At 49.8% G+C, this 21094-nt stretch carries 15 protein-coding genes and 2 tRNA genes; 11 read left to right on the top strand and 6 right to left on the bottom strand.

The genetic code is table 11. The annotated features are described in order from the left end of the window. Positions 1-2: 2 nt before the first annotated feature. Positions 3-341 (bottom strand): transposase, encoded by a 339-nt coding sequence (locus tag HU175_RS08820; RefSeq protein ID WP_228724371.1) that lies wholly within the window; start codon positions 339-341, stop codon positions 3-5. A 184-nt stretch (positions 342-525) separates the two neighbouring features. Between HU175_RS08820 and HU175_RS08815 the strand changes: the two genes are divergently transcribed. Further along, complete coding sequence (locus HU175_RS08815; RefSeq protein WP_176566242.1) at positions 526-1050, top strand: DinB family protein; 525 nt, start codon at positions 526-528, stop codon at positions 1048-1050. A 443-nt stretch (positions 1051-1493) separates the two neighbouring features. After that, positions 1494-2042, top strand: coding sequence for a hypothetical protein (locus HU175_RS08810; RefSeq protein WP_176566241.1), 549 nt, complete (start codon positions 1494-1496; stop codon positions 2040-2042). Between the two features lie 554 nt (positions 2043-2596). Here HU175_RS08810 and HU175_RS08800 read toward each other — a convergent pair. Further along, positions 2597-2670 (bottom strand) — tRNA-Ile (locus HU175_RS08800). Positions 2671-2795: 125 nt separating this feature from the next. On the opposite strand from HU175_RS08800, the gene HU175_RS08795 reads away from it, so the two are divergent. The 5 genes from HU175_RS08795 (at position 2796) to HU175_RS08775 (ending at position 8322) form a co-directional block, all read left to right on the top strand. Next, the gene (locus tag HU175_RS08795) at positions 2796-4073 is read left to right on the top strand and encodes an HD domain-containing protein (RefSeq protein WP_176566239.1); all 1278 of its coding nucleotides are present in this window, start codon (positions 2796-2798) and stop codon (positions 4071-4073) included. A gap of 144 nt (positions 4074-4217) precedes the next feature. Next, a complete protein-coding gene (gene lpxD, locus HU175_RS08790) occupies positions 4218-5246 on the top strand; it encodes a UDP-3-O-(3-hydroxymyristoyl)glucosamine N-acyltransferase (RefSeq protein WP_176566238.1) in 1029 nt (342 codons plus the stop codon). A 70-nt stretch (positions 5247-5316) separates the two neighbouring features. Beyond that, the gene (locus HU175_RS08785) at positions 5317-6711 is read left to right on the top strand and encodes a bifunctional UDP-3-O-[3-hydroxymyristoyl] N-acetylglucosamine deacetylase/3-hydroxyacyl-ACP dehydratase (RefSeq protein WP_176566237.1); all 1395 of its coding nucleotides are present in this window, start codon (positions 5317-5319) and stop codon (positions 6709-6711) included. A 117-nt stretch (positions 6712-6828) separates the two neighbouring features. After that, the gene (lpxA, locus tag HU175_RS08780) at positions 6829-7623 is read left to right on the top strand and encodes an acyl-ACP--UDP-N-acetylglucosamine O-acyltransferase (protein WP_176566236.1); all 795 of its coding nucleotides are present in this window, start codon (positions 6829-6831) and stop codon (positions 7621-7623) included. A gap of 75 nt (positions 7624-7698) precedes the next feature. After that, positions 7699-8322: an ATP-binding cassette domain-containing protein gene (locus tag HU175_RS08775; RefSeq protein WP_176566235.1), complete on the top strand. Its 624-nt coding sequence runs from the start codon at positions 7699-7701 to the stop codon at positions 8320-8322. 59 nt (positions 8323-8381) lie between these two features. Here the strand turns inward: HU175_RS08775 and HU175_RS08770 are convergent, their stop codons facing one another. The 3 genes from HU175_RS08770 to HU175_RS08760 form a co-directional block, all read right to left on the bottom strand. Further along, the gene (locus HU175_RS08770; RefSeq protein WP_176566234.1) at positions 8382-8750 is read right to left on the bottom strand and encodes a hypothetical protein; all 369 of its coding nucleotides are present in this window, start codon (positions 8748-8750) and stop codon (positions 8382-8384) included. A 251-nt stretch (positions 8751-9001) separates the two neighbouring features. Continuing rightward, positions 9002-9505: a DUF4126 domain-containing protein gene (locus HU175_RS08765; RefSeq protein ID WP_176566233.1), complete on the bottom strand. Its 504-nt coding sequence runs from the start codon at positions 9503-9505 to the stop codon at positions 9002-9004. Between the two features lie 213 nt (positions 9506-9718). Beyond that, the gene (locus tag HU175_RS08760) at positions 9719-10891 is read right to left on the bottom strand and encodes a dipeptidase (protein WP_228724370.1); all 1173 of its coding nucleotides are present in this window, start codon (positions 10889-10891) and stop codon (positions 9719-9721) included. 194 nt (positions 10892-11085) lie between these two features. On the opposite strand from HU175_RS08760, the gene ubiE reads away from it, so the two are divergent. From ubiE to HU175_RS08740, 4 genes are all read left to right on the top strand, one after another. After that, positions 11086-11829, top strand: a complete 744-nt coding sequence (ubiE, locus tag HU175_RS08755; RefSeq protein WP_176566232.1) for a bifunctional demethylmenaquinone methyltransferase/2-methoxy-6-polyprenyl-1,4-benzoquinol methylase UbiE — start codon at positions 11086-11088, stop codon at positions 11827-11829. After that, a complete protein-coding gene (locus tag HU175_RS08750) occupies positions 11772-12527 on the top strand; it encodes a porin family protein (RefSeq protein WP_176566231.1) in 756 nt (251 codons plus the stop codon). Before ubiE ends, HU175_RS08750 begins: the two co-directional genes overlap by 58 nt. Positions 12528-12689: 162 nt before the next feature. After that, a tRNA-Val gene (locus tag HU175_RS08745) sits at positions 12690-12764 on the top strand. 298 nt (positions 12765-13062) lie between these two features. Further along, positions 13063-17844, top strand: a complete 4782-nt coding sequence (locus HU175_RS08740) for a DUF3320 domain-containing protein (protein ID WP_176566230.1) — start codon at positions 13063-13065, stop codon at positions 17842-17844. Positions 17845-17917: 73 nt separating this feature from the next. On the opposite strand, the gene HU175_RS08735 is transcribed toward HU175_RS08740, so the two are convergent. Then, entirely contained in the window at positions 17918-20938 is a 3021-nt protein-coding gene (locus tag HU175_RS08735) for a type I restriction endonuclease subunit R (RefSeq protein WP_176566229.1), read from the bottom strand. Positions 20939-21094 lie beyond the last annotated feature (156 nt).

The following is a 21094-nucleotide window of genomic DNA, read 5'->3' as shown; positions in this document are numbered from 1 at the left end:
GGCTAAGACAAGATCATGGGATGCAACTTAACGCTTTGTGAATCAATGCATAGTACTGATGGATGACTTGCTCGTCCGGCTTGCTGACGGTCGAGTTGATTCAAAGCAGCGTTGATCTGCTCAAATATACCAGCCTGTTTCCACTGATCGAAATAGTAGTACACCGCCTGCCAGTGTGGCCAATGCGAGGGCAGGTTACGCCACTGACAGCCGGTTCGAAGCAACCACAACAAGGCGTCTACGATGTGGCGCAAATTATGAGTCCGCTTGCGTCGAAGGTCAAAGAAAGGCGAAATTGCGGCCCATTGAGGGTCGGTCAGTGGTTGCCACTGTTTAGTCATTGCTTCATGTCTTGGTCGACACAAAGTTGACACGACTCTCAAGCTTTCTCAATTCCCCAACACGCTCTTAACCATAAAGTCGTATTTCAAAACGAGCACACCCAAGCTTTTTGAGGTAGTTACAATAACTTCGCCGATAAGTACACAATCCGCTTTTCTGCCAAGCCAAACTTGTTAATTACTCATGACTGAAATCCAGATGTTGATCAACCAGACCGCTGATGCCTACCAGTGGACTAATAAGCTGGTTGAGGCTTTGCCATTTATCAAGTGGCAGATTATTCCGCCGACGGTCGAATCCAGTATAGATTGGCAAGTAGGGCATTTGATTATCAGTCAGTATTTCCATTCTATAATGGTCATTCGAGGCCACCAAATGGACATTCTCCAAAAGCTTCCTATCCGAGAATATAGTGAGTTGTTCACCCTATCTGGTCCTGCCCAATCAGTAGGTAAAGTAGAGTCAGCTAAGTTAGGATCTGACTTACTGGTTATGCAACAAAAGTCGTTGGCGATCCTAGCGACGCTGCAAGTTTCGGAACTGGATAATCCGTTAGAGCCAACCCCTACTCCTCATCCAATCGCCACTACAAAACGAGAGGCCATTGATTGGAATATCAAGCACACCATGTACCACTGTGGCCAGATTGGGCTCATTAAGCGCGTAGTAGATAAGCGTCACGATTTCGGTCTACGATTAGCCCAATAACCGAAGCGTCACGGTTCACCGTTATAGCCTTTGCCATTTTCGTACTAATTGTTGCTTCTCACTTTGGAACGTTCTGTGAAACGATTGTAACTATCAACCGTTGAGTGGCCAGCAGCTGAGCGTCGCTAATATGGTTCAGTCCTTAGGATACGGGTGAGCCTTCACTAGCCTAGTTTTTCAGGACCAGGGAGCATGTCTCGTTCTGAAAAAGGTTGACTCCAATTTAGCCAACTCATGAGCAGACAAGCAGTTAAGCCCAAAACAAATCCCCCCGCCAGAAAGTATAGTGTAGCCTTCAAACGCAGGATTGTTCAAGAATATGAAGGGGCCTTTTGAATAAAGATCGACTGGCGATCAAATATGGCATCAAAGGCAACTCAACCATCTTGAACTGGTGCTGAAAGTATGGTAGATTAGCTTACCCAACTCGCCAACATACCCAAATGGGACGCCCCTTGAACGATCCCCCAAAACAGCGAATTAAAGAACTGGAACAGGCCCTGGCCAATGCCTTGGCGCAAGTGAAAGCCCACCAGACCTTGGTGGAAATTACTGAACAGCAAGAAGGAATTAGCATCCTAAAAAAAGATGGTACCCAGTTGTCGAGCACTCGAGTCGAGAGGAAGCGCTACCGATTGAGCCACTTTGCCGCGGATTTGGGGTTAGCAAACAGGCGTATTTCCAACGGCAGTAGACCACCCAGCAAGCCCAGCAGAAGCCAGGGCCCCTTCTTCATCAGATTCAGTTGTACCGCCAACAGCTACCTCGCGTTGGCACGCGCAAAACTGCACTATATGCTGATCCAAGACGGCTATTGCATTGGTCGTGATGCCCTCTTCGATCTGCTGAGGAGCCAGGGAATGTTAGTCAAAAGGAAACGGAGCTATGTCAAAACGACGGATTCCAGGGGCTGGATGCGGCAGTACCCTGATTTAGCCAAAGGCTTGGTGCCTAGTGTACCGGAAGAGTTATGGGTAGCAGACATTACCTAATTACTAACTCCTCAGGGGCACTATTATCTGTATCTGGTGAGTGATGCGTATTCCAAACGCATTATGAGGTACGAAATTTGTCAGGATATGTTGGCCACCTCTTCCGTGAAAGCGCTACAGATGGCGCTGGCGAATCGTTGCTACAAGCAGTCTACGATCCACCATTCCGATCGTGGGCTTTAATACCGTAGCCGCACCTATACTGACGTATTGAAAAGGTCCCAGTTTTGCATCAGCACTACACAGGATGGCAGCCCTTATGACAACGCAGTGGCCGAAGGGATCAACGGGATCTTGAAAGCTGAATTTGGTTTAGGTGATTTGTCGGGGGCGGAACAGGAAGTGGAGCCTCTGGTTATTAAGAGCATTCGGCTTAATAATGAGTTACGTCCTCATTCCATTTGTTCGTATCTAATACCCTATCAAATGCACCAACAGGATAAAGTGACGATCAAAACGTATCGAATAAAAAAACCGGAGCCGACGTCAGCTCCGATTTCTGAAGAAAATAAATCTTAAAACCTGTCAACTTTTGGCAGGACGTGACAGTTTCGTGGGCCAGCCAGGACTCGAACCTGGGACTTACTGATTATGAGTCAGGCACTCTAACCAACTGAGTTACAAGCCCATTGTTAATTACCAGAGATAATCAACGGTGCAAATTTACAATAAATTTACATATCACGCTGGTTTTGCGGGAATTTCCGCGCGGGATCGGGTTTATGCTGTATTCCAGTCTGGTATCTTTGTTCAATGGCAGCGCCTAACAAAAAGAAAATTCTCAACGACCCAGTCTACGGGTTTATCACCATTCCGACCGAACTTATCTACGATCTGGTCGAGCACCCGTATTTTCAGCGGCTCCGGCGCATTAAACAGATGGGTTTGGCCGATTATATCTATCCGGGTGCACTTCATACCCGATTCCATCACGCGCTGGGGGCCATGCACCTGATGGGACAGGCCATGCAGACACTCCAGAGCAAAGGGCACCGCATCAGCGATGCCGAGTGCGAAGCCGCTCAGATTGCCATTCTGCTGCATGACGTTGGTCATGGCCCCTTTTCGCACGTACTGGAATCGTCGCTGCTTGATCACGTATCGCACGAGACCATCTCGCTGCTGCTGATGCAGGAGCTGAACCGGCAGTTCGACGGGCGGTTGACGATGGCAATCCGAATGTTTGATGGCACGTATGAACGTCCGTTTTTTCACCAGCTTATTTCGAGCCAGCTGGATATGGACCGCATGGACTACCTCAACCGCGACGGCTATTATACCGGTGTGGCAGAGGGAGCTATCGGGGCCGAACGGATCATCAAGATGCTGGATCTGGTCGATGACCAACTGGTGGTGGAAGCCAAAGGGGTGCTGAGTGTCGAGAACTTTCTGAACGCCCGGCGGCTCATGTACTGGCAGGTCTACTTACACAAAACGTCGATCTGCTGTGAGTCTATGCTGGTGCAGATTCTGCGTCGGGCCCGGTTTCTGATTCGTCAGGACGCCGATACTGGCCAATCCGTCAGCGCGCCAGCCACGTTCGAACTCTTTCTGCGCGAAAGTGTGTCGCTGCTGGATTTTCAGACGGATAAAAAATACCTGAATGCCTTTACACAACTGGACGACTACGATGTCTGGGGCTCGATCAAACAGTGGGCTCTGCATCCCGATCAGGTTCTGTCATCCTTATGCAGGATGCTGCTCGACCGGCACCTGTTCAAAATCGTGCTCTCTACCGAACCGTTCGACGACGGGCTGGTGCAGGAGTTAACCAGCCAGCTCCGCCAGGCAGGCGTACTAGAAGAGGATATTTCGTATTTTCTGGTGGAGGGCCAGGCGACCAATGCCGCTTACCTGCCATCGCAGGAACGAATCAATATCAAACTGAAGTCGGGTACAGTCATCGATATTGCCGAAGCCTCTGATCTCTCGAATGTTCATGTTCTTACCAATATTGTCCGGCGTTACTACGTTTGCTGGGCAAGGGGGCTGGACATATTCGCCACTGTCGACCAGCAACCCGTTTCGTGAGGGCAACTGTTACTCCCTATAGAATATACTACTGACAGGCGAGGATTTACGGGGCGTATATTCGAAAAATGCAACTTGTTAGCTACCTTAGCGGCTCAAACGCCTGCCTGATTCAGGCGCGTTGGGACAGCAATATTACGTTATATGGAGTTTACAGTCAGACAGATCGCTACGTTGTTAGCGGGCGACGTAGTTGGAGATGATACACTGGTTATCAGTGGCCTGGCAAAAATTGACGAAGGCCAACCCGGTGACATCTCATTCCTGTCAAATCTTAAGTACGAAACGCATTTATACACAACGGGTTCCTCGGCAGTTATCGTCGACCGGACGTTTGAAGCCAAAAAGGCAGTAGCCGCCACGCTGATACAAGTCGATAATGCCTATTCGGCCTTCACTCGCCTGCTGGAAGAATATTATAAACTAATCAGTTTTTCGCGGCAGGGCGTTGAAGAACCTTCCTTTGTGGGGGAGAACAGCCAGCTTGGAGAGAAAATCTACCGGGGTGCCTTTTCATACATCGGTCGAAACTGTCGCATTGGGCAGAATGTGAAAATTTATCCGCATGCTTACGTGGGCAACAACGTGACCATTGGCGATAACACAATCATTCATACCGGAGCCCGGGTTCTGGACGACTGTCTGGTAGGTAATCACTGCGTGATCCACCCAAATGCTGTTATTGGCAGCGAAGGCTTCGGGTTTGCCCCGCAGGCTGATGGTACGTATAAAACAATTCCGCAACTGGGTAACGTTGTTCTCGAAGATTACGTCAATGTGGGTTCCAACACAACAATTGACTGTGCTACGCTGGGTTCGACCATTATCCGGCGGGGTGCCAAGCTGGATAACCTGATTCAGATTGCTCATAACGTCGAGATTGGCCAGAATACCGTTATTGCTGCCCAGACGGGCATATCGGGATCTACCAAGATTGGTGATAACTGCGTGATTGCGGGTCAGGTCGGTTTTGCGGGCCATCTAACCATTGCCAACGGCACCAAAGTAGGCGCACAGTCGGGTGTGGGTAAAAACGTGACGCAGGAAGGCTTATCAATAAACAGTTCGCCTGCTTTCGACCTGAAAGAGAGTATGCGTTCGCTGGCCGTTTTCCGCCGGCTACCGGAGCTGGACCGCCGGTTAAGCGTATTAGAGAAAAAAACAGAAAAATGACGTTCATTGGTCACCTGGTGATACGTATTGACACCCGATACGTTGTTCACCACGGGCTGATTACTAACATATGAATACCAAACAACAGACGATTCAGAAGGCTGTATCCGTGTCGGGCGTAGGTCTGCACACAGGCGTTTCGGCGACGATGACCTTTCTGCCAGCCCCCACCAATCACGGCTACAAATTTCAGCGGGTTGATCTACCAGGGCAGCCCATAGTGGATGCTGACGTTGACAATGTCGTAGATTTATCGCGGGGAACTACCATCGAGCAAAGCGGAGCCCGTATCCACACCGTCGAGCATACCCTGGCTGCCCTGGTTGGCCTGCAGCTGGACAACATACTGATTCAGCTGGACGGCCCCGAGCCCCCTATCATGGACGGCTCGTCCATTCAGTTTATCGAAGCGTTACGGTCGGCCGGCATTGAAGAGCAGAACGCTACCCGTAACTATTTCGAAGTAAGCGAATATGTTCACTACCGCAATCCGGAGAAGGACATTGAGCTAGCCGCCCTGCCCCTCAATGATTACCGGCTGACGGTGATGGTTGACTACAACTCAAGGGTAATCAGCAGCCAGCACGCTTATCTGAACGATATCAGCGAATTTCCCGAACAGATTGCCAGCTGCCGCACGTTTGTGTTCCTGCATGAGCTGGAAACGCTCTACCGGCAGAATCTCATCAAAGGCGGAGACCTGACCAATGCAATCGTTATCGTTGACCGCGACGTGAACGACGGCGAACTGGATTACCTGGCCGACCTGCTCAATAAGCCGAAGGTCAGTGTGAACAAGCAGGAAGGCATCCTGAATAATCTGGACCTGCACTATCCGAATGAGATGGCGCGCCATAAACTGCTCGACATGGTGGGCGATCTGGCCCTGATCGGTCGGCCCATCAAGGCGCAGATTCTGGCCGCCCGGCCGGGCCATGCGGCTAACGTAGCCTTCGCGAAAAAGATCAAAAAACTGATGCAGAAGAACGCGGCTAACCAGGTACCTCAGTACGACCCCAAACAGCCGCCGGTCCTGGATATCAACCGGATTTCGCAGTTACTCCCCCACCGCTACCCGTTCCAGATGATCGACAAAATCATCGCTCTGGACGAGAACAGCGTCGTTGGCGTAAAAAACGTTACGATGAACGAGCCCTTCTTTCCGGGGCACTTTCCGGGCAACCCGGTTATGCCGGGCGTAATGCAGCTGGAAGCGATGGCCCAGACGGGTGGTATTCTGGTCCTCAGCACCGTACCCGATCCTGAAAACTACTGGCCGTTTTTGGTAGGTATTGAGAATTGCCGGTTCCGGCGCAACGTTTTACCCGGCGACACAGTAATCTTTAAGTGTGAGTTTACCTCACCCATGAAACGTGGTATCGTAAAGATGCAGGGCCGGGGCTACGTGGGGAATCAGTTGGTTTGCGAAGCCGATATGATTGCCAGCCTGGTCAAGAAAAAATAAAAAAGCTACGAACGCGAGCAGAAATACCAAACAAAAGACCGCATCGTTTCAGAACTAAAATCGGGCGGTAATGGCATTAACTTGCTGGTGCTTTTCGCGACCTATGATTAATACTTTATGATTCAACCACTAGCTTATATCCATCCTGAAGCGAAGATTGCGCAAAATGTTGTCATTGAACCGTTTGCCATTATTCATAAAGATGTTGAAATCGCTGAAGGAACCTGGATTGGCTCGCATGCCGTCATCAACGAAGGCGCCCGGATTGGCCGGAACTGCAAGATTTATTCCGGTGCGGTAATCTCAGCAACCCCACAGGACCTCAAGTTCAAGAACGAATACACCAAGACCATCATCGGCGACAACACGACCATTCGTGAGTATGCCACCATCAGCCGGGGTACCGAAGAACACTGGAAAACGGAGATCGGGTCAGATTGTCTGATTATGGCCTATGCGCACGTAGCGCACGACTGCCGGATCGGTAATCATTGCATTGTTATTAACAATGTACAGATGGCAGGCCACGTTCACATGGGCGATTGGTCGATTATTGGTGGATCGAGTTCAGTGCATCAGTGGGTTAAAATTGGTGCTCATGCTATGATTTCAGGTGGATCGTTAGTGCGCAAAGACGTACCGCCTTTCACAAAAGCGGCTCGTGAGCCATTAGCTTACACGGGGATTAATTCTATTGGTCTACGTCGACGGGGTTTCGAGAATGATAAGATTAACCAAATTCAAGAAATCTACCGATACATTTATATGCGCGGCCTGAATAACGCTGATGCATTAACGCGAATTGAACTTGAGCTACCGCCATCCGACGAACGTGACGAAATAGTCAACTTCATTCGTAGTTCCGAGCGTGGCATCATGCGTGGTCCCTCGTCTGGTAGCGAACGCGACTAATTCGTTTTTTCATTGGAGTAGTGGATACTGGGAACCTCATGGGCAACCGGTATCCATTCGCCATTTTTATAGACTATGTCCATAACCATTACCGCTGATCAGGTCGGAAAAAAATACCGGAAAGAGTGGATCTTCCGCCGGATCGATCTGGCGCTGAGCAGCGGCACCAGCTATACATTCGTGGGACCCAATGGCAGCGGCAAATCAACCCTGCTGCAGGTGCTGAGCGGCAGCCTGCCCGCAACGGAAGGTAAGCTGACGTATTCGATCAATAACACCCAACAGGAAGAGGATACTTGGTTTCGGCACGTCAGCATAGCAGCTCCGTATCTGGAACTGATTGAGGAATTAACGCTCGACGAACTGCTGATTTTTCACCAGACGTTCAAGCCCTTCAAAGCAGGACTGAGCATCGATTTGATCATTGACCGTATGATGCTCCAGCGGGCCAGGCACAAGGAGATTAAGTATTACTCGTCGGGGATGAAACAGCGGGTGAAACTAGGGCTTGCTTTTTTCTCAGTATCGCCTGTCGTTATCCTGGATGAACCCACCTCGAATCTGGATCGGCAGGGTATGAACTGGTACCGCGATGAAGTCCGGCAATTAGACGTCGATCAATTGCTGCTAATCGGCTCCAACCAACCCGACGAATACGACTTCTGCCCGAACGTAATCGACGTTACACAGTGGAAGTAAGCCGGGCCTACGGCCGACCGGCCTGGCGCAGTTACCTGGGTAGCGCAAATCAACCACCGTTACCAGATGTTGATATCGCGCAGATAATCGGCGACAACCGATACGTTCGAGAACGTTTGTCCTTCCGGTTTTACGCCTTCCGGCTGTTCGGTTAACGATAGGATAGCAGGATTTGTCTGAGTGTTTGCTTCCCAGTAACCGATGTACAGTTGATAGTTTGAATCGGCGAGCGGGGTCGCTTGTTTGAAGTAATCCTTCAGTGCGTAATTGACGTAAAAGCCAAATTGATTGGCCTGCGTGACAGAAATAATATCATGAATCGTAACCTCTACCAGGTATTCCTCTTCATTTCTTAGGTGCTGCCAGGGTTTATAGCCCATCAGAGCGAGTATGATTTGCTTTGCCTGTTCTTTTGTGAGTTCTTTCATGACCCACAAATTTACCTCTTTTTTTACCCTACTTTTAGAATAGATTTATCCTGCGGGGTAATATAGAACCAACGGGCCCTACGCAACCCTCTCTATATAAACTTGCGGATTAAATATATAATTTTCTAAACTAAAGGAAGTAGGAACACTCAACGCTGGTTATAACCAGGTTCCGGCTCACCTTTGCTTTTTACCTCCTCTGCAAAAGACAAAGGGTCTGGAACGTATTGGTCCAGACCCTTTGTCTTTTTCTACATGGCTCCTTCCGGTTGGGGAGCGACCTCAATGCTGTTGACAATCGACCAGCCTGCCCCGATGGCCAGCGCATCTTCGGCCAGGGCACCGATGGTATCCGGAATTCCCAGATCATGATCCAGGAAGGTCCGCATCCGGAAAAAAACCAGCGTCCCGACTACGGCACCCAGTCCGCCCAGCAGCGCACCCAGTGGAGCCTGCCCACCTTCAACTTCACTGATAGCAGCCCCGCAGCCAGCGCCGGACACAATACGACCGCCCAGAACGGCCGGTTTGGTCCGGTTAGGGGCACCAGGCACTTTATCACCAATTATTTCGCCACCCGCCATTACGGCGAGCCCTATCGACACAGGAGGCAACGCCAGATAATGAACGGGTTTTGTTGGCTGTTTAGCAGGAATAGTACGTACCAGCTTCCGGCTTAATAAAGCAGGAGCCATCATGGATCTCATTCCAGCGATTACGCCTATTCCAAACGATTTCAAATACGTATTCGTCATGATCTGATTTTCGTTGAGTAGTAACGATTGCGGTATAACTCTTGCAGAAGCCAGGAACGATCGGCTTTGTTTGAAATATCCGTCCTTTATTATTCAGTATACTACCCTATCATAAACAGGGCAAGAACAGTATTTTCGGAAACAGCCCGGAGAATAGCGGTAAAAAGGCCCGATTAGGGCCAGCCTGGTTATTACGGAGTTTTAGTAATTCGTTTAATTTGCTTTAGCCTGCCCCAGCACCCGCAACAGATTACCGCCCCATATCTTGGCGATGTCTGCTTCAGAATAGTTCCGCCGGACTAATTCTTTGGTCAGGTTGCCAATCTCGCTGACGTCCTCCAGACCAACAACACCCCCGCCCCCGTCGAAATCAGAGCCGATCCCCACGTGATCAATGCCCACCAGTTTCACAATGTGGTCGATATGGTCGGCAATATCCGACAGGCTGGCCCGCTCAGAAGCATAAACCTTTGCCACCGAATCACTCTGGGCCGTAAGCCGCGCTTCCAGTTCAGGCGTAACGACTTTGCCAACCCGCGCCATACGGATTTTCGTTTTGGCCGCCCGGTGTTCGTCAGACGGCTTTTTCAGGTAATCGCTTACGAAATTGACCTGTACCACACCGCCTTTCTTAGCAATTGCCCGGATCATATCGTCGGTCATGTTCCGCGGAAAATCGCACAACGCCCGGCAGTTGGAGTGTGACGCAATAACGGGCGCTCTCGACAACTCCAGTGCGTCGTAGAACGTACTATCGGCCACATGCGATACGTCGATGAGTATCCCCAGCCGGTTCATCTCCGGCACGACTTTCTTCCCGAAATCACTCAGACCGCCGTACATCGGTCCATCGGGGTCAGTCGACGAATCACCGATGAGGTTGTTGGCGAAGTGCGTCAGGGTTATGTATCGGCAGCCCAGATCGTAATACGTTTTCAGCATTGCCAGATCATCCCCCACCGGGTAGCCGTTTTCCATACCAATAAAAACGGCCCGTTTTCCCAGTTTTTGAATTCGATAGGCATCGGCGGGCGTTGTAGCTAATTCAGCCAGATTCGGGTATTTTTTGAGCGCCTGACGAATCAGTTCAAACTGATTCAACGCGTTCCGTTTGGCTTCGGCATGCCCTTCGGGTGTACGTGGCCCCTGGGAGGTATAGACGGCAAAAAACATGGCGTCCATGCCCCCCTGTTTCATCCGCGGGAAATCGATCTGCGAGCCGTCTTTTTTGGTGTCGTGCGTTTTTCCCACATCGAAACCAGGCTTCTGCATCATGATCGGGGCATCGGCGTGCGTATCGAGCGTCAGAGTCCGATCGTGCAGGGACTGGCCATAGGTGGCAAAACAAAACAGCGTTGTGCTAAGCAGCAGGTAAGATCGAATCATAGTACGTAGTTGGGCAAGTCGTTCCTGAAAACTACGTAAAGACGTTTCCAAACGCAAACCATGCCTTCGGCGAAACTTTCCGAACCAGGGCCGGGTTTGCCAGTCACCTACCTTCGGGACCAGAATGTATTCTCTTTTCCCAATAGCTTCCTTAATTTTACGCCCCTTGCAGACACAGAGTCTGCCCCACTCGTATGGCCGTCGTACCTTATAAAGATAAAGATACCTCCAAGCGCGAACAGGTCGCAGAAATGTTTGACGCTATCTCGCCAAAATATGACCTGCTGAACCACGTATTGAGTGGGGGCATTGATATTCTCTGGCGCAAGCGGGCCATTCGCGAACTGGGCAAATACCGCTCGGCTACCTATGCCCCCAATCGTATTCTGGACATTGCCACCGGTACGGGCGACTTCGCGCTGGAAGCACTCTCCCTCAAGCCACAAAAAATTGTTGGCATGGATATTTCCGAGGGAATGCTGGCCGTGGGCCGGGAGAAGATGAAAAAACGGGGTGTCGACCAGATCATCGAAATGCGGATGGGCGATTCGGAAGGTTTACCCCTGCCAGACAATGATTTCGATGCTGTCATCGTTGCTTTTGGAGTACGTAACTTCGAGAACCTGCTCAAGGGCTTGACCGACATGCACCGTGTTACGCGTCCCGGTGGCGTTTGCGTAGTGCTGGAGTTCTCGAATCCGCGTCAGTTCCCGTTTAAACAAGTTTACGGTTTTTATTCCCGGACTATCCTGCCGCTGATCGGACGTTTGGTAAGTAAGGACTCATCGGCGTATACGTACTTGCCCGAATCGGTGCAGGCGTTTCCCGATGGCCCCGACTTTCTGCGTATTTACGAAGCGGCTGGCTTCACGAACACCAAATGGATACCGCTTACCTTCGGCGTTGCCTCAATCTACATCGGTCAGAAAAAAGCCTGAGGGCTGCGTTTTGCCTTGTACTGCTCCTGAGTTTACTAGCTACGCTCCCAACCCAGGCGCAGACGTACAAATACGTGCGCAAGCACCTGGAGCATTACGATGATAAACCTATCCACTACGGTTTTTTCTTCGCGGCTCCGATTACTCGCTTTTCGGTGGGGTACAGTCCAGCTTTCGTTACGTCAGCCGATTCGTCTTATCGCATATATTCACCCAACAAAGGTGGCTTTCGGGTTGGCTTTGTCATAAACGGTTATCTGGACGATCGCTTTGACCTACGGCTGACCCCCGCCGTATCACTCTACAGCCGCGAAGTGCAGTACGATTATCCGGGGGGCACCAGTCGAACCGAAGTGCGCGAATCAACCTGGCTGGATTTTCCGCTCCTGCTTAAATACAAGTCCCAGCGACGTAACAATTCGCGTATGTATTTGCTGGCGGGGGGAGCTTTCAGCTTCGAGACCAATGTTCGTCGGCGCGAAACGCAGGGCTTATCCCGGCTTAGCACCGGAACAACGGATCTGTCAGTAGAGTACGGGATCGGCTTCGAACAGTTTTTCGAGTTCTTCAAGTTTGCGCCCGAGATTCGGTTTTCACACGGTCTTACCAACTTGTATCGACCAAGTACTAACGCAGCCAGCGTCGGTATTCGCAAGCTCACTTCTCACTCCATTACACTCTATCTGAATTTTGAGTGAGCCAATACGTACTAGGGCAAAATTTTTCAAACAAGAGCACTCTGACGATCAATCAATTAAGGTCGTAAGCTCTTGGAAACAGAAATTTTTCTCAATTTTTTCGGACACAGATTTGCAAAAAGGTCCTTCACCCCCTTATCTTTGCATCACCAAAACGGAAAAGGGAGTTTAGCTCAGCTGGTTCAGAGCATCTGCCTTACAAGCAGAGGGTCGGCGGTTCGAACCCGTCAACTCCCACACTGAAAATCAAAGGGTTACATCAGAAATGATCGTAACCCTTTTTTATTGGTGTACATTTTGGTGTACAAAAGTGCGCTCCCTTCTGCCGGGCATCTTCCGGCCTAAGATGACTTTGATTTTTCATAAAGGCATCTGAACGTTTATTAATCTTTCTGTACAATTGATTTCCTCATTTCGGGCAATGGATATTGCTTGAAGTGTTAGCCGTTTTTCCTAATTTACCTTTCCAATCTATCTTATTCCTGTACGAATACCATATAGTACCTGGTTATTTGTATCCATCACCAGAGAATACATGAATTCAACTATCCCTACTGATTCAATTCAAAAACAGTTAGATGGCAGCCGACGTGAATTACTTGATCTGTCAACCCGTAATCGGCTAATATCTATCCCCGTTGGTTCAAAGAGCGCTCGACTTATTCAGATTTTTGATGAGAAGTCCGAAGAAGTGTATAGGCGGCTTGTAGCAGATAAAAAGACGTTTACATTCTTGCCTGGCAAAGTTGAGCTAACTAAAAAGAGCACCACCCATGAGAGTTTTGTAGTCACTGATGATGTTGATCATCTAGTAGAACTGCCTCTTCCGGACGATGAGGTGGACACAACAACTGGTAAAGCAAAGCGTCATACTGACTCCAAACTCCAGACTCGTCTAAGTCCGGAGGTATTGCAGCGTCGACTTTTCGATTTGCACAATGAAGCCCGGACAATTACTGAGGAACAGGGAGTCAACATTCTGTATTTAGCTCTTGGCTTCTTAAAATGGGTTGATAAGTCAAATAACAATACTGAACGAGTAGCTCCATTACTATTAGTTCCTGTAGACCTCATCCGTCAGTCAGTCAGTGAGCGATTCGCCATCAAATGGCGGGAGGAGGATTTTCAGGATAATCTGTCATTGGCGGAAAAACTCAGTATTGAATTCGGCATCTCGATTCCCCTTCTCAATGCAGATGATAACGAAGGGTTTACGTTGAGAGAGTATTTCGCTAAAGTAGAGCAATCAATTATGACAATGCCGGACTGGTCCGTTGAGCCAGACAGTATGTGTGTTGGTTTCTTTTCGTTTGCTAAGTTTCTGATGTACAAGGACCTGGATGTCACTTCATGGCCAGAGTCGCATTCTCCTCTTCAACATAGTTTAGTTCGCCGATTGTTAGTACCTAATTCAGACTCCTGGCAGTCTGAACCGTCCAACAGTTGGACAGGACTAGAACGGTTGGATGACCGCATTCCGGCTGAACGGCTTGATCATGTAGTCGATGCCGACACCTCCCAAACGATTGCTATTGAACTGGTTCGGGAGGGGCACAACCTCGTTATTCAGGGACCGCCCGGTACGGGTAAAAGCCAGACAATCACCAATATCATTGCCACGGCAGTGCTGGATGGTAAAAAAGTATTATTCCTTGCCGAAAAACTGGCAGCTCTGGAAGTAGTTAAACAGCGCCTGGAAAAAGAAGGACTGGGCGTACTGTGTCTGGAATTGCACTCTAATAAAGCCCGCAAAAGTGCTGTAGCAGGTGAGCTGAAAGCGACCTGGGAGTTAGGCAATCCTACGTCCGATGAGTTAACAGAATTGAATAATGATTTAACGCATCAGCGAACGCAGCTCAACCAGCATCCATCGCGGCTTCATACAGTTCAATCACCCGAATACCATTCTCCTTTTACTCACATTGGTACGCTGGCGTATCATGGATTGCCGCAGGGAGAAGAGATGAACATCCAATTCCCTGGGGCGGAATCCTGGACACGTCAGACAGTAACGGATCACAAAAATTTCCTAAATACTCTGTCGTCCCGTTTAAAAGACGTCGGAGATCTAACAACGAATCCGTGGCGGGGCGTTAAGCTTACTCAATACACAGGTCTGGAGCGATCACGTCTTGAAACAACACTCAAACGTCTGATTAAAAACCTTGCCGACCAGCTCAACATCGCCACTCCTCTGGCCAGCGTGTTTCAGTTTGAGACTACTGATCTGACGATGGGCACAGTTAGTCGTTTACAGATTCTGTCAGAACTCGCTAGCAAACGACCCGTTTCCCAATTCGATCCGATCAATCAACCGATCTGGGAACAGGCTCCTAAAGCCCTGGTATCTATTGCTAAAACGAAATATGCCTTTGAATCGGTTGTGGACGAGTTACAGGATCAGACTCAACCCCACGTGTGGCAGAACGACTGGAGCCAGTCTCGGCAACAGATTGAGAAGCACGGTCGTAAATGGTATAAGTTTCTGTATGGCGATTACCGACAAGCTATGAAACACGTAGCGGCTGATATGAGAGTTTCGCTCCCGCAAGGGTTTGACGAGCGTTTACTGCTTATCAGCCGAATTGTTGACGGGCAGAATGCGTATCAGATCATCCAGTCTAAACAGACAATCGGTCAACAGGCGTTTGGTGGTTTTTGGGAAGAGGAAGGCGTCAGCCAGCGCCTGGTAGCCATTGCCGAATGGATTGAAGACCTCACCGAAGGGGGCTACAGTTCAACGAACCGGGAAAAGGCGTTAGTCATCGATATTAACCAAGCGATTACCCATGCTGCCAGCCTTAAAACGTTACTGGACGATTTTGCCAGTCACTGGCAACGACTACAAACAGAGTTAGTGTTAGTAACCGAGCCTTATTTTCAGACCAAAGAAGAAATTCACATTACACTGGATCAGTGGCTATCAACGCTTACAAGCTGGTGTAACAGCTTAGACTTGTTACCCGACTGGGTATTCTGGCAGCAAGCTCTGCAGGAAGGTAAAGACAAGCATAGCCCTCTGGATTCCTTAATCGCCCTCGCTGAACAGAATAAGGTTACCCACGCGCAATTGCTACCGGCTTATGAACGTATTGTGGCCCAGCAGCAGCTTCACCAGTCTTATTTATATGATAGAGAGCTGGCAAATTTTGATGGCACTTTTCATAACCAACAGGTAAAAGCCTTCCAGCACACAGATCGCCAGCGACTTCACCTGGCTAAAGTCAATGTGCTGACGAGTCATTATCGGCAACTACCTCCCAGACGCCCGGTTGGGGCAATCGGTACTGTCCTTGGGGAAGTCAATAAGCAACGTTCGCATAAACCCATCAGGCAGTTGCTCAGTCTGGCGGGATCGGTTGTACAGGACCTCAAACCGGTTTTTATGATGAGCCCCTTATCCGTAGCTCAATTTCTCGAACCAGGGAAAATTGAATTCGATTTGCTGGTCATCGATGAAGCCAGTCAGGTAAAACCCGTCGATGCCCTGGGTGCCGTAGCGCGTTGTCGGCAGATTGTTGTGGTTGGCGATGATAAACAGCTCCCCCCGAGTAATTTCTTCTCAAAACTGACATCCAACGATACAAACCAGGATGGCGAGGAGGATAACACCGATGCGGGTTTAGTCAAGGCCAAAGAATTGGAGAGCATTCTATCGTTAGGAAAGGCCCGTGGGCTAACGGATACCCTGCTTCGGTGGCATTACCGAAGTAAGCACCATTCACTCATTGCGGTTTCCAACAAACGATACTATGAAAATAAGCTTTATATTGTTCCTAGCCCATGGAAGCAGAATGCCGGTTTAGGTCTGGTTTGGCGGCCCGTTCCGGGGGTTTACGACCGCTCGAACACACGGGCCAACGAAATTGAAGCTAAAGCAGTAGCACAGGCAGTTATTAAACACGCGCTAAGTAATTCGGATCAAACTCTGGGCGTTGCGGCCTTTTCTATGGCTCAACAACGGGCCATACAGGATGAAGTCGAACGCTTACGTAGACAAACGCCACAATGCGAGAGCTTTTTCAGCCAGTATCCACACGAACCGTTTTTTATCAAAAACCTGGAAAACGTTCAGGGCGACGAGCGTGATGTCATTTTCCTCTCCGTTGGCTATGGCCGCGATAGTCACGGCAAACTAAGCATGAACTTCGGACCACTTAACCGCCAGGGGGGTGAACGTCGCCTGAATGTAATTATATCCCGAGCTCGCAAACGATGTGATGTTTTTGCGTCAATTACGGATCAGGATATTGAACTCGGCCCAAACACCGGCGAGGGCGTAGCCGGTTTGAAGCAATTTCTGCACTACACCCGTACAGGATTGCTGGACGTCGCTCAACAAAGCGAACGCCCGACTGGCAGTCCATTTGAAGATGCGGTCAAAGAAGCTTTAGAGACAAACTTTGGTTGGGAAGTCCATACGCAGGTTGGTATAGCGGGTTTTTTCATTGACTTAGCCGTTGTAGATCCAGAGCGAAAAGGACGGTACGTGATTGGTATAGAGTGCGACGGCGTTGCCTACCATTCATCGCCGTCAGCTCGTGAGCGGGACCGCTTGCGTCAATCCATACTGGAGTCAAAAGGCTGGATAATTCACCGTCTGTGGGGCATTGATTTCTTCCGCAGAAGGGATCAGGAGTTAGCGAAAATCAAAGCTGCTTACGATGAAGCCTTGTCCCTCCTGACGGATGCCGATCAGGTGGCAATTGTCAAGCCCGAAGACGAGCAGAACATTTTCCACCTGACCCGCAAACCTGACGAAGAGGAAGAAAACTCGTTCACAGTCCCTTATCTAACTACGCCAAGGTTACCGGTATTTACCGAAGACCCTTATACCCTAAATCCAGGCCAGATCAGCGCCATGGTTCGTAAAATTTTAGCGGTTGAGGCTCCTATGCACATCGAAGAACTGACGACACGGATGCGTGAGCAATGGGGTTTGAGCCGAGCGGGAGATAAATTTCGAACGTTAGTGACCAGAGGGGTAGAGGTACTTTCCAGAGAGCAGTTGGTCATCCGGGAAGGTCCATACGTATTTCTGAAGGATGAGCCGGTTCAGGTTAGAGTGCGCGACGAACGGGCACCGGCAGGTGCGCGAAAAGTGGTTAATATCCCACCTGTCGAGATCGATCTGGCGCTGGAACACACGACACGGCTGGCCAGACTCCTTACCCGGGAGGAAGCCGCCAAAGAAGTAAGCGTCCTACTTGGCTACAAAGCTCTCAGTTCCGAATTCCGCAATATCATCATCAGTAGAATCGATCAGCTCGTTGAGCGTCAGACGTTGCAGGAGCAGGATGGTAAATTATTTGTTTAGCACAAAAAGAATGGGCGTGGCAGTGACTGCTACGCTCATTCTTTTTGCCCAGTTGACAGCTGCTATTTGACAGCTATTTGTTGACCCGTTTGTAAACCTTTTCCAGAATCAGATCAATTACCGTCCCACCGAAATCTTTATCATTGAGGATGCGGGATGAGATTTCCTGGTTCTGTTCCATGCGGTCAATCAGTTTATCGATGAACGCATCGTGGAAGCCATACCTGAAATTATCAATTGTATTGTTCTGGGCTTGATGAACCAACTTCTGATCGTCAACCAGTTCCTGTTCGATCTGATCAAAAAAGAGCTTATCGGCTTCGGTGAAGTCCATTCCATACCGATCATTCAATACGTTGATTATATCCGAAAGGGGCGCTTTCTCTTCTTTGTCGCGCTTCATGCCGGTTTCACTACTGCCCTCTAGCCCATACTCACCCATCGACTCCAGAACGATTGGTTCATTATCAGCAATCTTTTGCAGGCGGTAGTAATCCAGTGCGACTTCATCATTCAGTTTCAGCCGTTCGGCCATATCCTGCCTGGGAAGTTTCAGGCTGAGGTATTTGCCGTACACGAATAATTTCTCCAGCGCCACGTCCTGAAACGGCATGATCTGCGACAGAAACGCATACAGCCGCAGCCATTGGGTCAGGTTCCGTTTAAATTCATCCTGCTCCTCTTCCAGCAGGTTACGATACCGGTCGACGGCGGGACCGGTAAAACCATATAGTCGTTTCTGGTCCTTTACGTTGCTGGCCGGATCAAAGAAAACGTTGCAGAAGCCGTCGATTTCCGATTGCCAGTACACCAGCCGCGCATCCAGTTTATTTTTTAAATCATACAGCAGATTCGGGTCGGTACTTTCGGCTACTGTGGTCAGTTCGTAGTAAGGCTGGAACGAAGCCAGAATCGTTTCCCGATCGTTGGCAAAATCAAGCACGAACGTGTCCTCCTTACCGGTCTGGGTCCGGTTCAACCGCGATAGCGTCTGCACCGCCAGCACGCCGTTCAGTTTCTTGTCGACATACATGGTATGCAGCAGGGGCTGGTCGAAGCCTGTCTGGTATTTGTTGGCCACCAGAAGAAGCTGGTAGTCGTCGGAAGCAAATTTTTCGGGCAGCTCTTTTTCGCCAAAGCCATTCAGCTGCACTTCGGTCACGCCTTCCGGAAAGAGGTCGTCAATGACTTTACCCGAGAAGGCCACCAGGGCTTTGATCTCCGTGTACCCTTTCTGACTGATGTAATTTTTAAAAGCCAGGTAATAGCGTAAGGCGTGAAGCCGGGAGCCTGTAACCACCATTGCTTTGGCCTTTCCGCCTATCTTCTTACTGACTACCTGTCGGAAGTGCTCAATGATAATTTCTGTCTTCTGAGCGATGTTATGCGGGTGCAACGACACGAACCGACCAATGGCAATCGATGCTTTTTTCTTATTCAGTTCGGGGTCGTCCTCAATCGCCTTGGAGAGCTTGAAATACAGTTCGTAGGTTGTGTAATTGGCCAGTACGTCCAGAATAAACCCTTCCTCAATCGCCTGCCGCATGGAATACAGGTGGAAAGGCCGGGGCTTACCCGCTACGTCAGGGGTACCAAACACGCTCAGCGTTTTTTGCTTTGGTGTCGCCGTAAAGGCAAAAAAGCTGAGGTTGGGCTGCTGACCCCGCGTCTCCATGGCTCGCCGAATGAAGTCCTCGCCGTCTTCGCCCTGCTCGGCGTCCTCTGCTTGTTCGGCCTCTTCCAGCGAGGCAGCCGCCAGCACTTCTTTCATCTTGCGGGACGCTTCTCCTCCTTGCGAACTGTGCGCTTCGTCGACGATCAGGGCGTAACGCCGGGACGCAATCCTTTGCAGGGATTCGGCTTTGTTCAGTGTCTCGTCCTTAGCCGCCCGGTCGATGGATTCCAGCACAAAGGGGAATTTCTGCAGCGTTGTAATAACGATACCACTCCCCGTAAGCAGGGCGTCACGTAGCTGGTGCGTATCCTTGTCGATCTTCTGCACAACGCCGGTACGATGCTCGAATTGGTATATGGTGTTCTGCAGTTGCTGATCCAGTACCTTACGATCAGTGATGACGATAATGGTATCGAATACGCGTTCGTTCGCCAGGTTGTGCAGACTGAACAGTCGATACGCCAGCCAGGCAATGGAATTACTTTTTCCTGAACCGGCAGAATGCTGAATCAGATAATTTTTTCCCGCCCCTGCCGCCCGCGCATCTTTAGCCAGCGCCCGAACGGCTTCCAGCTGATGGTAACGAGGAAAGATGATACGTTCCCGTTTGTGCGTTTTGCCGGTGGCCTTGTCCTCGATCGTTTCGGTCTGAATGTGCAGAAACCGATTGATGATGTCCAGCCAGCTATCCCGCTGCCAGATCGTTTCCCACAGGTAGCTGGTCTGGTAGCCATCCGGATTAGGCGGGTTCCCGGCGGCATTATCATTCCCCTGATTGAATGGCAGAAAGCGGGTTTTGCCCTCTTCCAGCTTCGTGGTCATGTAGACTTCGTCTGAGTCAACCGCAAAGTGAACGAGCGTCCGGGATTTCCCCTGAAACAGGGTTTCTTTGGGATCCCGATCCTGGCTGAACTGCCGCCGGGCATTGTCGGCGGTCTGTCCGGTGAAGTGATTTTTCAACTCGGCGGTAGCCACGGGCAGCCCATTGACAGAAAGGAGCAGATCGAGGGATTTAGTATTCGCAGCGCTGTAGTGCAGTTGCCGGGTTACGTGCAGTTGATTCTTCCCGTAAAGCGCCAGGGTATCCGGATTGAGGCTACTTTCGGGTTTGCTGTAACTCATGCGGAACGTAACACCATAATCCGTAAAGCCATTACGTATTACGTCCAGGGTACCCCGTAATTCCAATTCTTTACTGAGCCGCTGCAAGAGTTTCGTTTCAACAGCGAGACCGTGTATTTTCGCCAGCTTCTCCCACTGCTTCGGCTGCGTCTCTGTCAGAAAGGACACGACGTACGAAGGAAACAGCGCCAGCAACTTATCGTACTCCTGATCGCGCCCTGCCAGCCAGCCTCCCGCTGAACTGGTCAGATGCTCGACAATGGCGGATTCAAAGGTTTTCTCGGTGGTGATGGACATTGAAGAAGAAATACTCTTAAGTTCTTTTAAATTATCAGTCAACCAAAAGAAGCCACTTGCCTGATGGTCAACCAGTTAACAACAAGTACTCTTAATATTTTCTTTTAAATCAGGCGTTGTTCTCTTACAATTTCTCGGCTATATGCCACCTGATTA

This window comes from Spirosoma sp. KUDC1026, from assembly GCF_013375035.1.
Classification (GTDB): Bacteria; Bacteroidota; Bacteroidia; order Cytophagales; family Spirosomataceae; genus Spirosoma.
The sequence above is the reverse complement of the archived record's forward strand: the minus strand, read 5'-3'. Positions and strand labels throughout refer to the sequence as shown.

Coding starts and splice junctions, on each gene's coding strand:
- HU175_RS08820 (WP_228724371.1), bottom strand. CDS start 341: ATGACTAAACAGTGGCAACCACTGACCGACCCTCAATGGGCCGCAATT.
- HU175_RS08815 (WP_176566242.1), top strand. CDS start 526: ATGACTGAAATCCAGATGTTGATCAACCAGACCGCTGATGCCTACCAG.
- HU175_RS08810 (WP_176566241.1), top strand. CDS start 1,494: ATGGGACGCCCCTTGAACGATCCCCCAAAACAGCGAATTAAAGAACTG.
- HU175_RS08795 (WP_176566239.1), top strand. CDS start 2,796: ATGGCAGCGCCTAACAAAAAGAAAATTCTCAACGACCCAGTCTACGGG.
- lpxD (WP_176566238.1), top strand. CDS start 4,218: ATGGAGTTTACAGTCAGACAGATCGCTACGTTGTTAGCGGGCGACGTA.
- HU175_RS08785 (WP_176566237.1), top strand. CDS start 5,317: ATGAATACCAAACAACAGACGATTCAGAAGGCTGTATCCGTGTCGGGC.
- lpxA (WP_176566236.1), top strand. CDS start 6,829: ATGATTCAACCACTAGCTTATATCCATCCTGAAGCGAAGATTGCGCAA.
- HU175_RS08775 (WP_176566235.1), top strand. CDS start 7,699: ATGTCCATAACCATTACCGCTGATCAGGTCGGAAAAAAATACCGGAAA.
- HU175_RS08770 (WP_176566234.1), bottom strand. CDS start 8,750: ATGAAAGAACTCACAAAAGAACAGGCAAAGCAAATCATACTCGCTCTG.
- HU175_RS08765 (WP_176566233.1), bottom strand. CDS start 9,505: ATGACGAATACGTATTTGAAATCGTTTGGAATAGGCGTAATCGCTGGA.
- HU175_RS08760 (WP_228724370.1), bottom strand. CDS start 10,891: ATGATTCGATCTTACCTGCTGCTTAGCACAACGCTGTTTTGTTTTGCC.
- ubiE (WP_176566232.1), top strand. CDS start 11,086: ATGGCCGTCGTACCTTATAAAGATAAAGATACCTCCAAGCGCGAACAG.
- HU175_RS08750 (WP_176566231.1), top strand. CDS start 11,772: ATGGATACCGCTTACCTTCGGCGTTGCCTCAATCTACATCGGTCAGAA.
- HU175_RS08740 (WP_176566230.1), top strand. CDS start 13,063: ATGAATTCAACTATCCCTACTGATTCAATTCAAAAACAGTTAGATGGC.
- HU175_RS08735 (WP_176566229.1), bottom strand. CDS start 20,938: ATGTCCATCACCACCGAGAAAACCTTTGAATCCGCCATTGTCGAGCAT.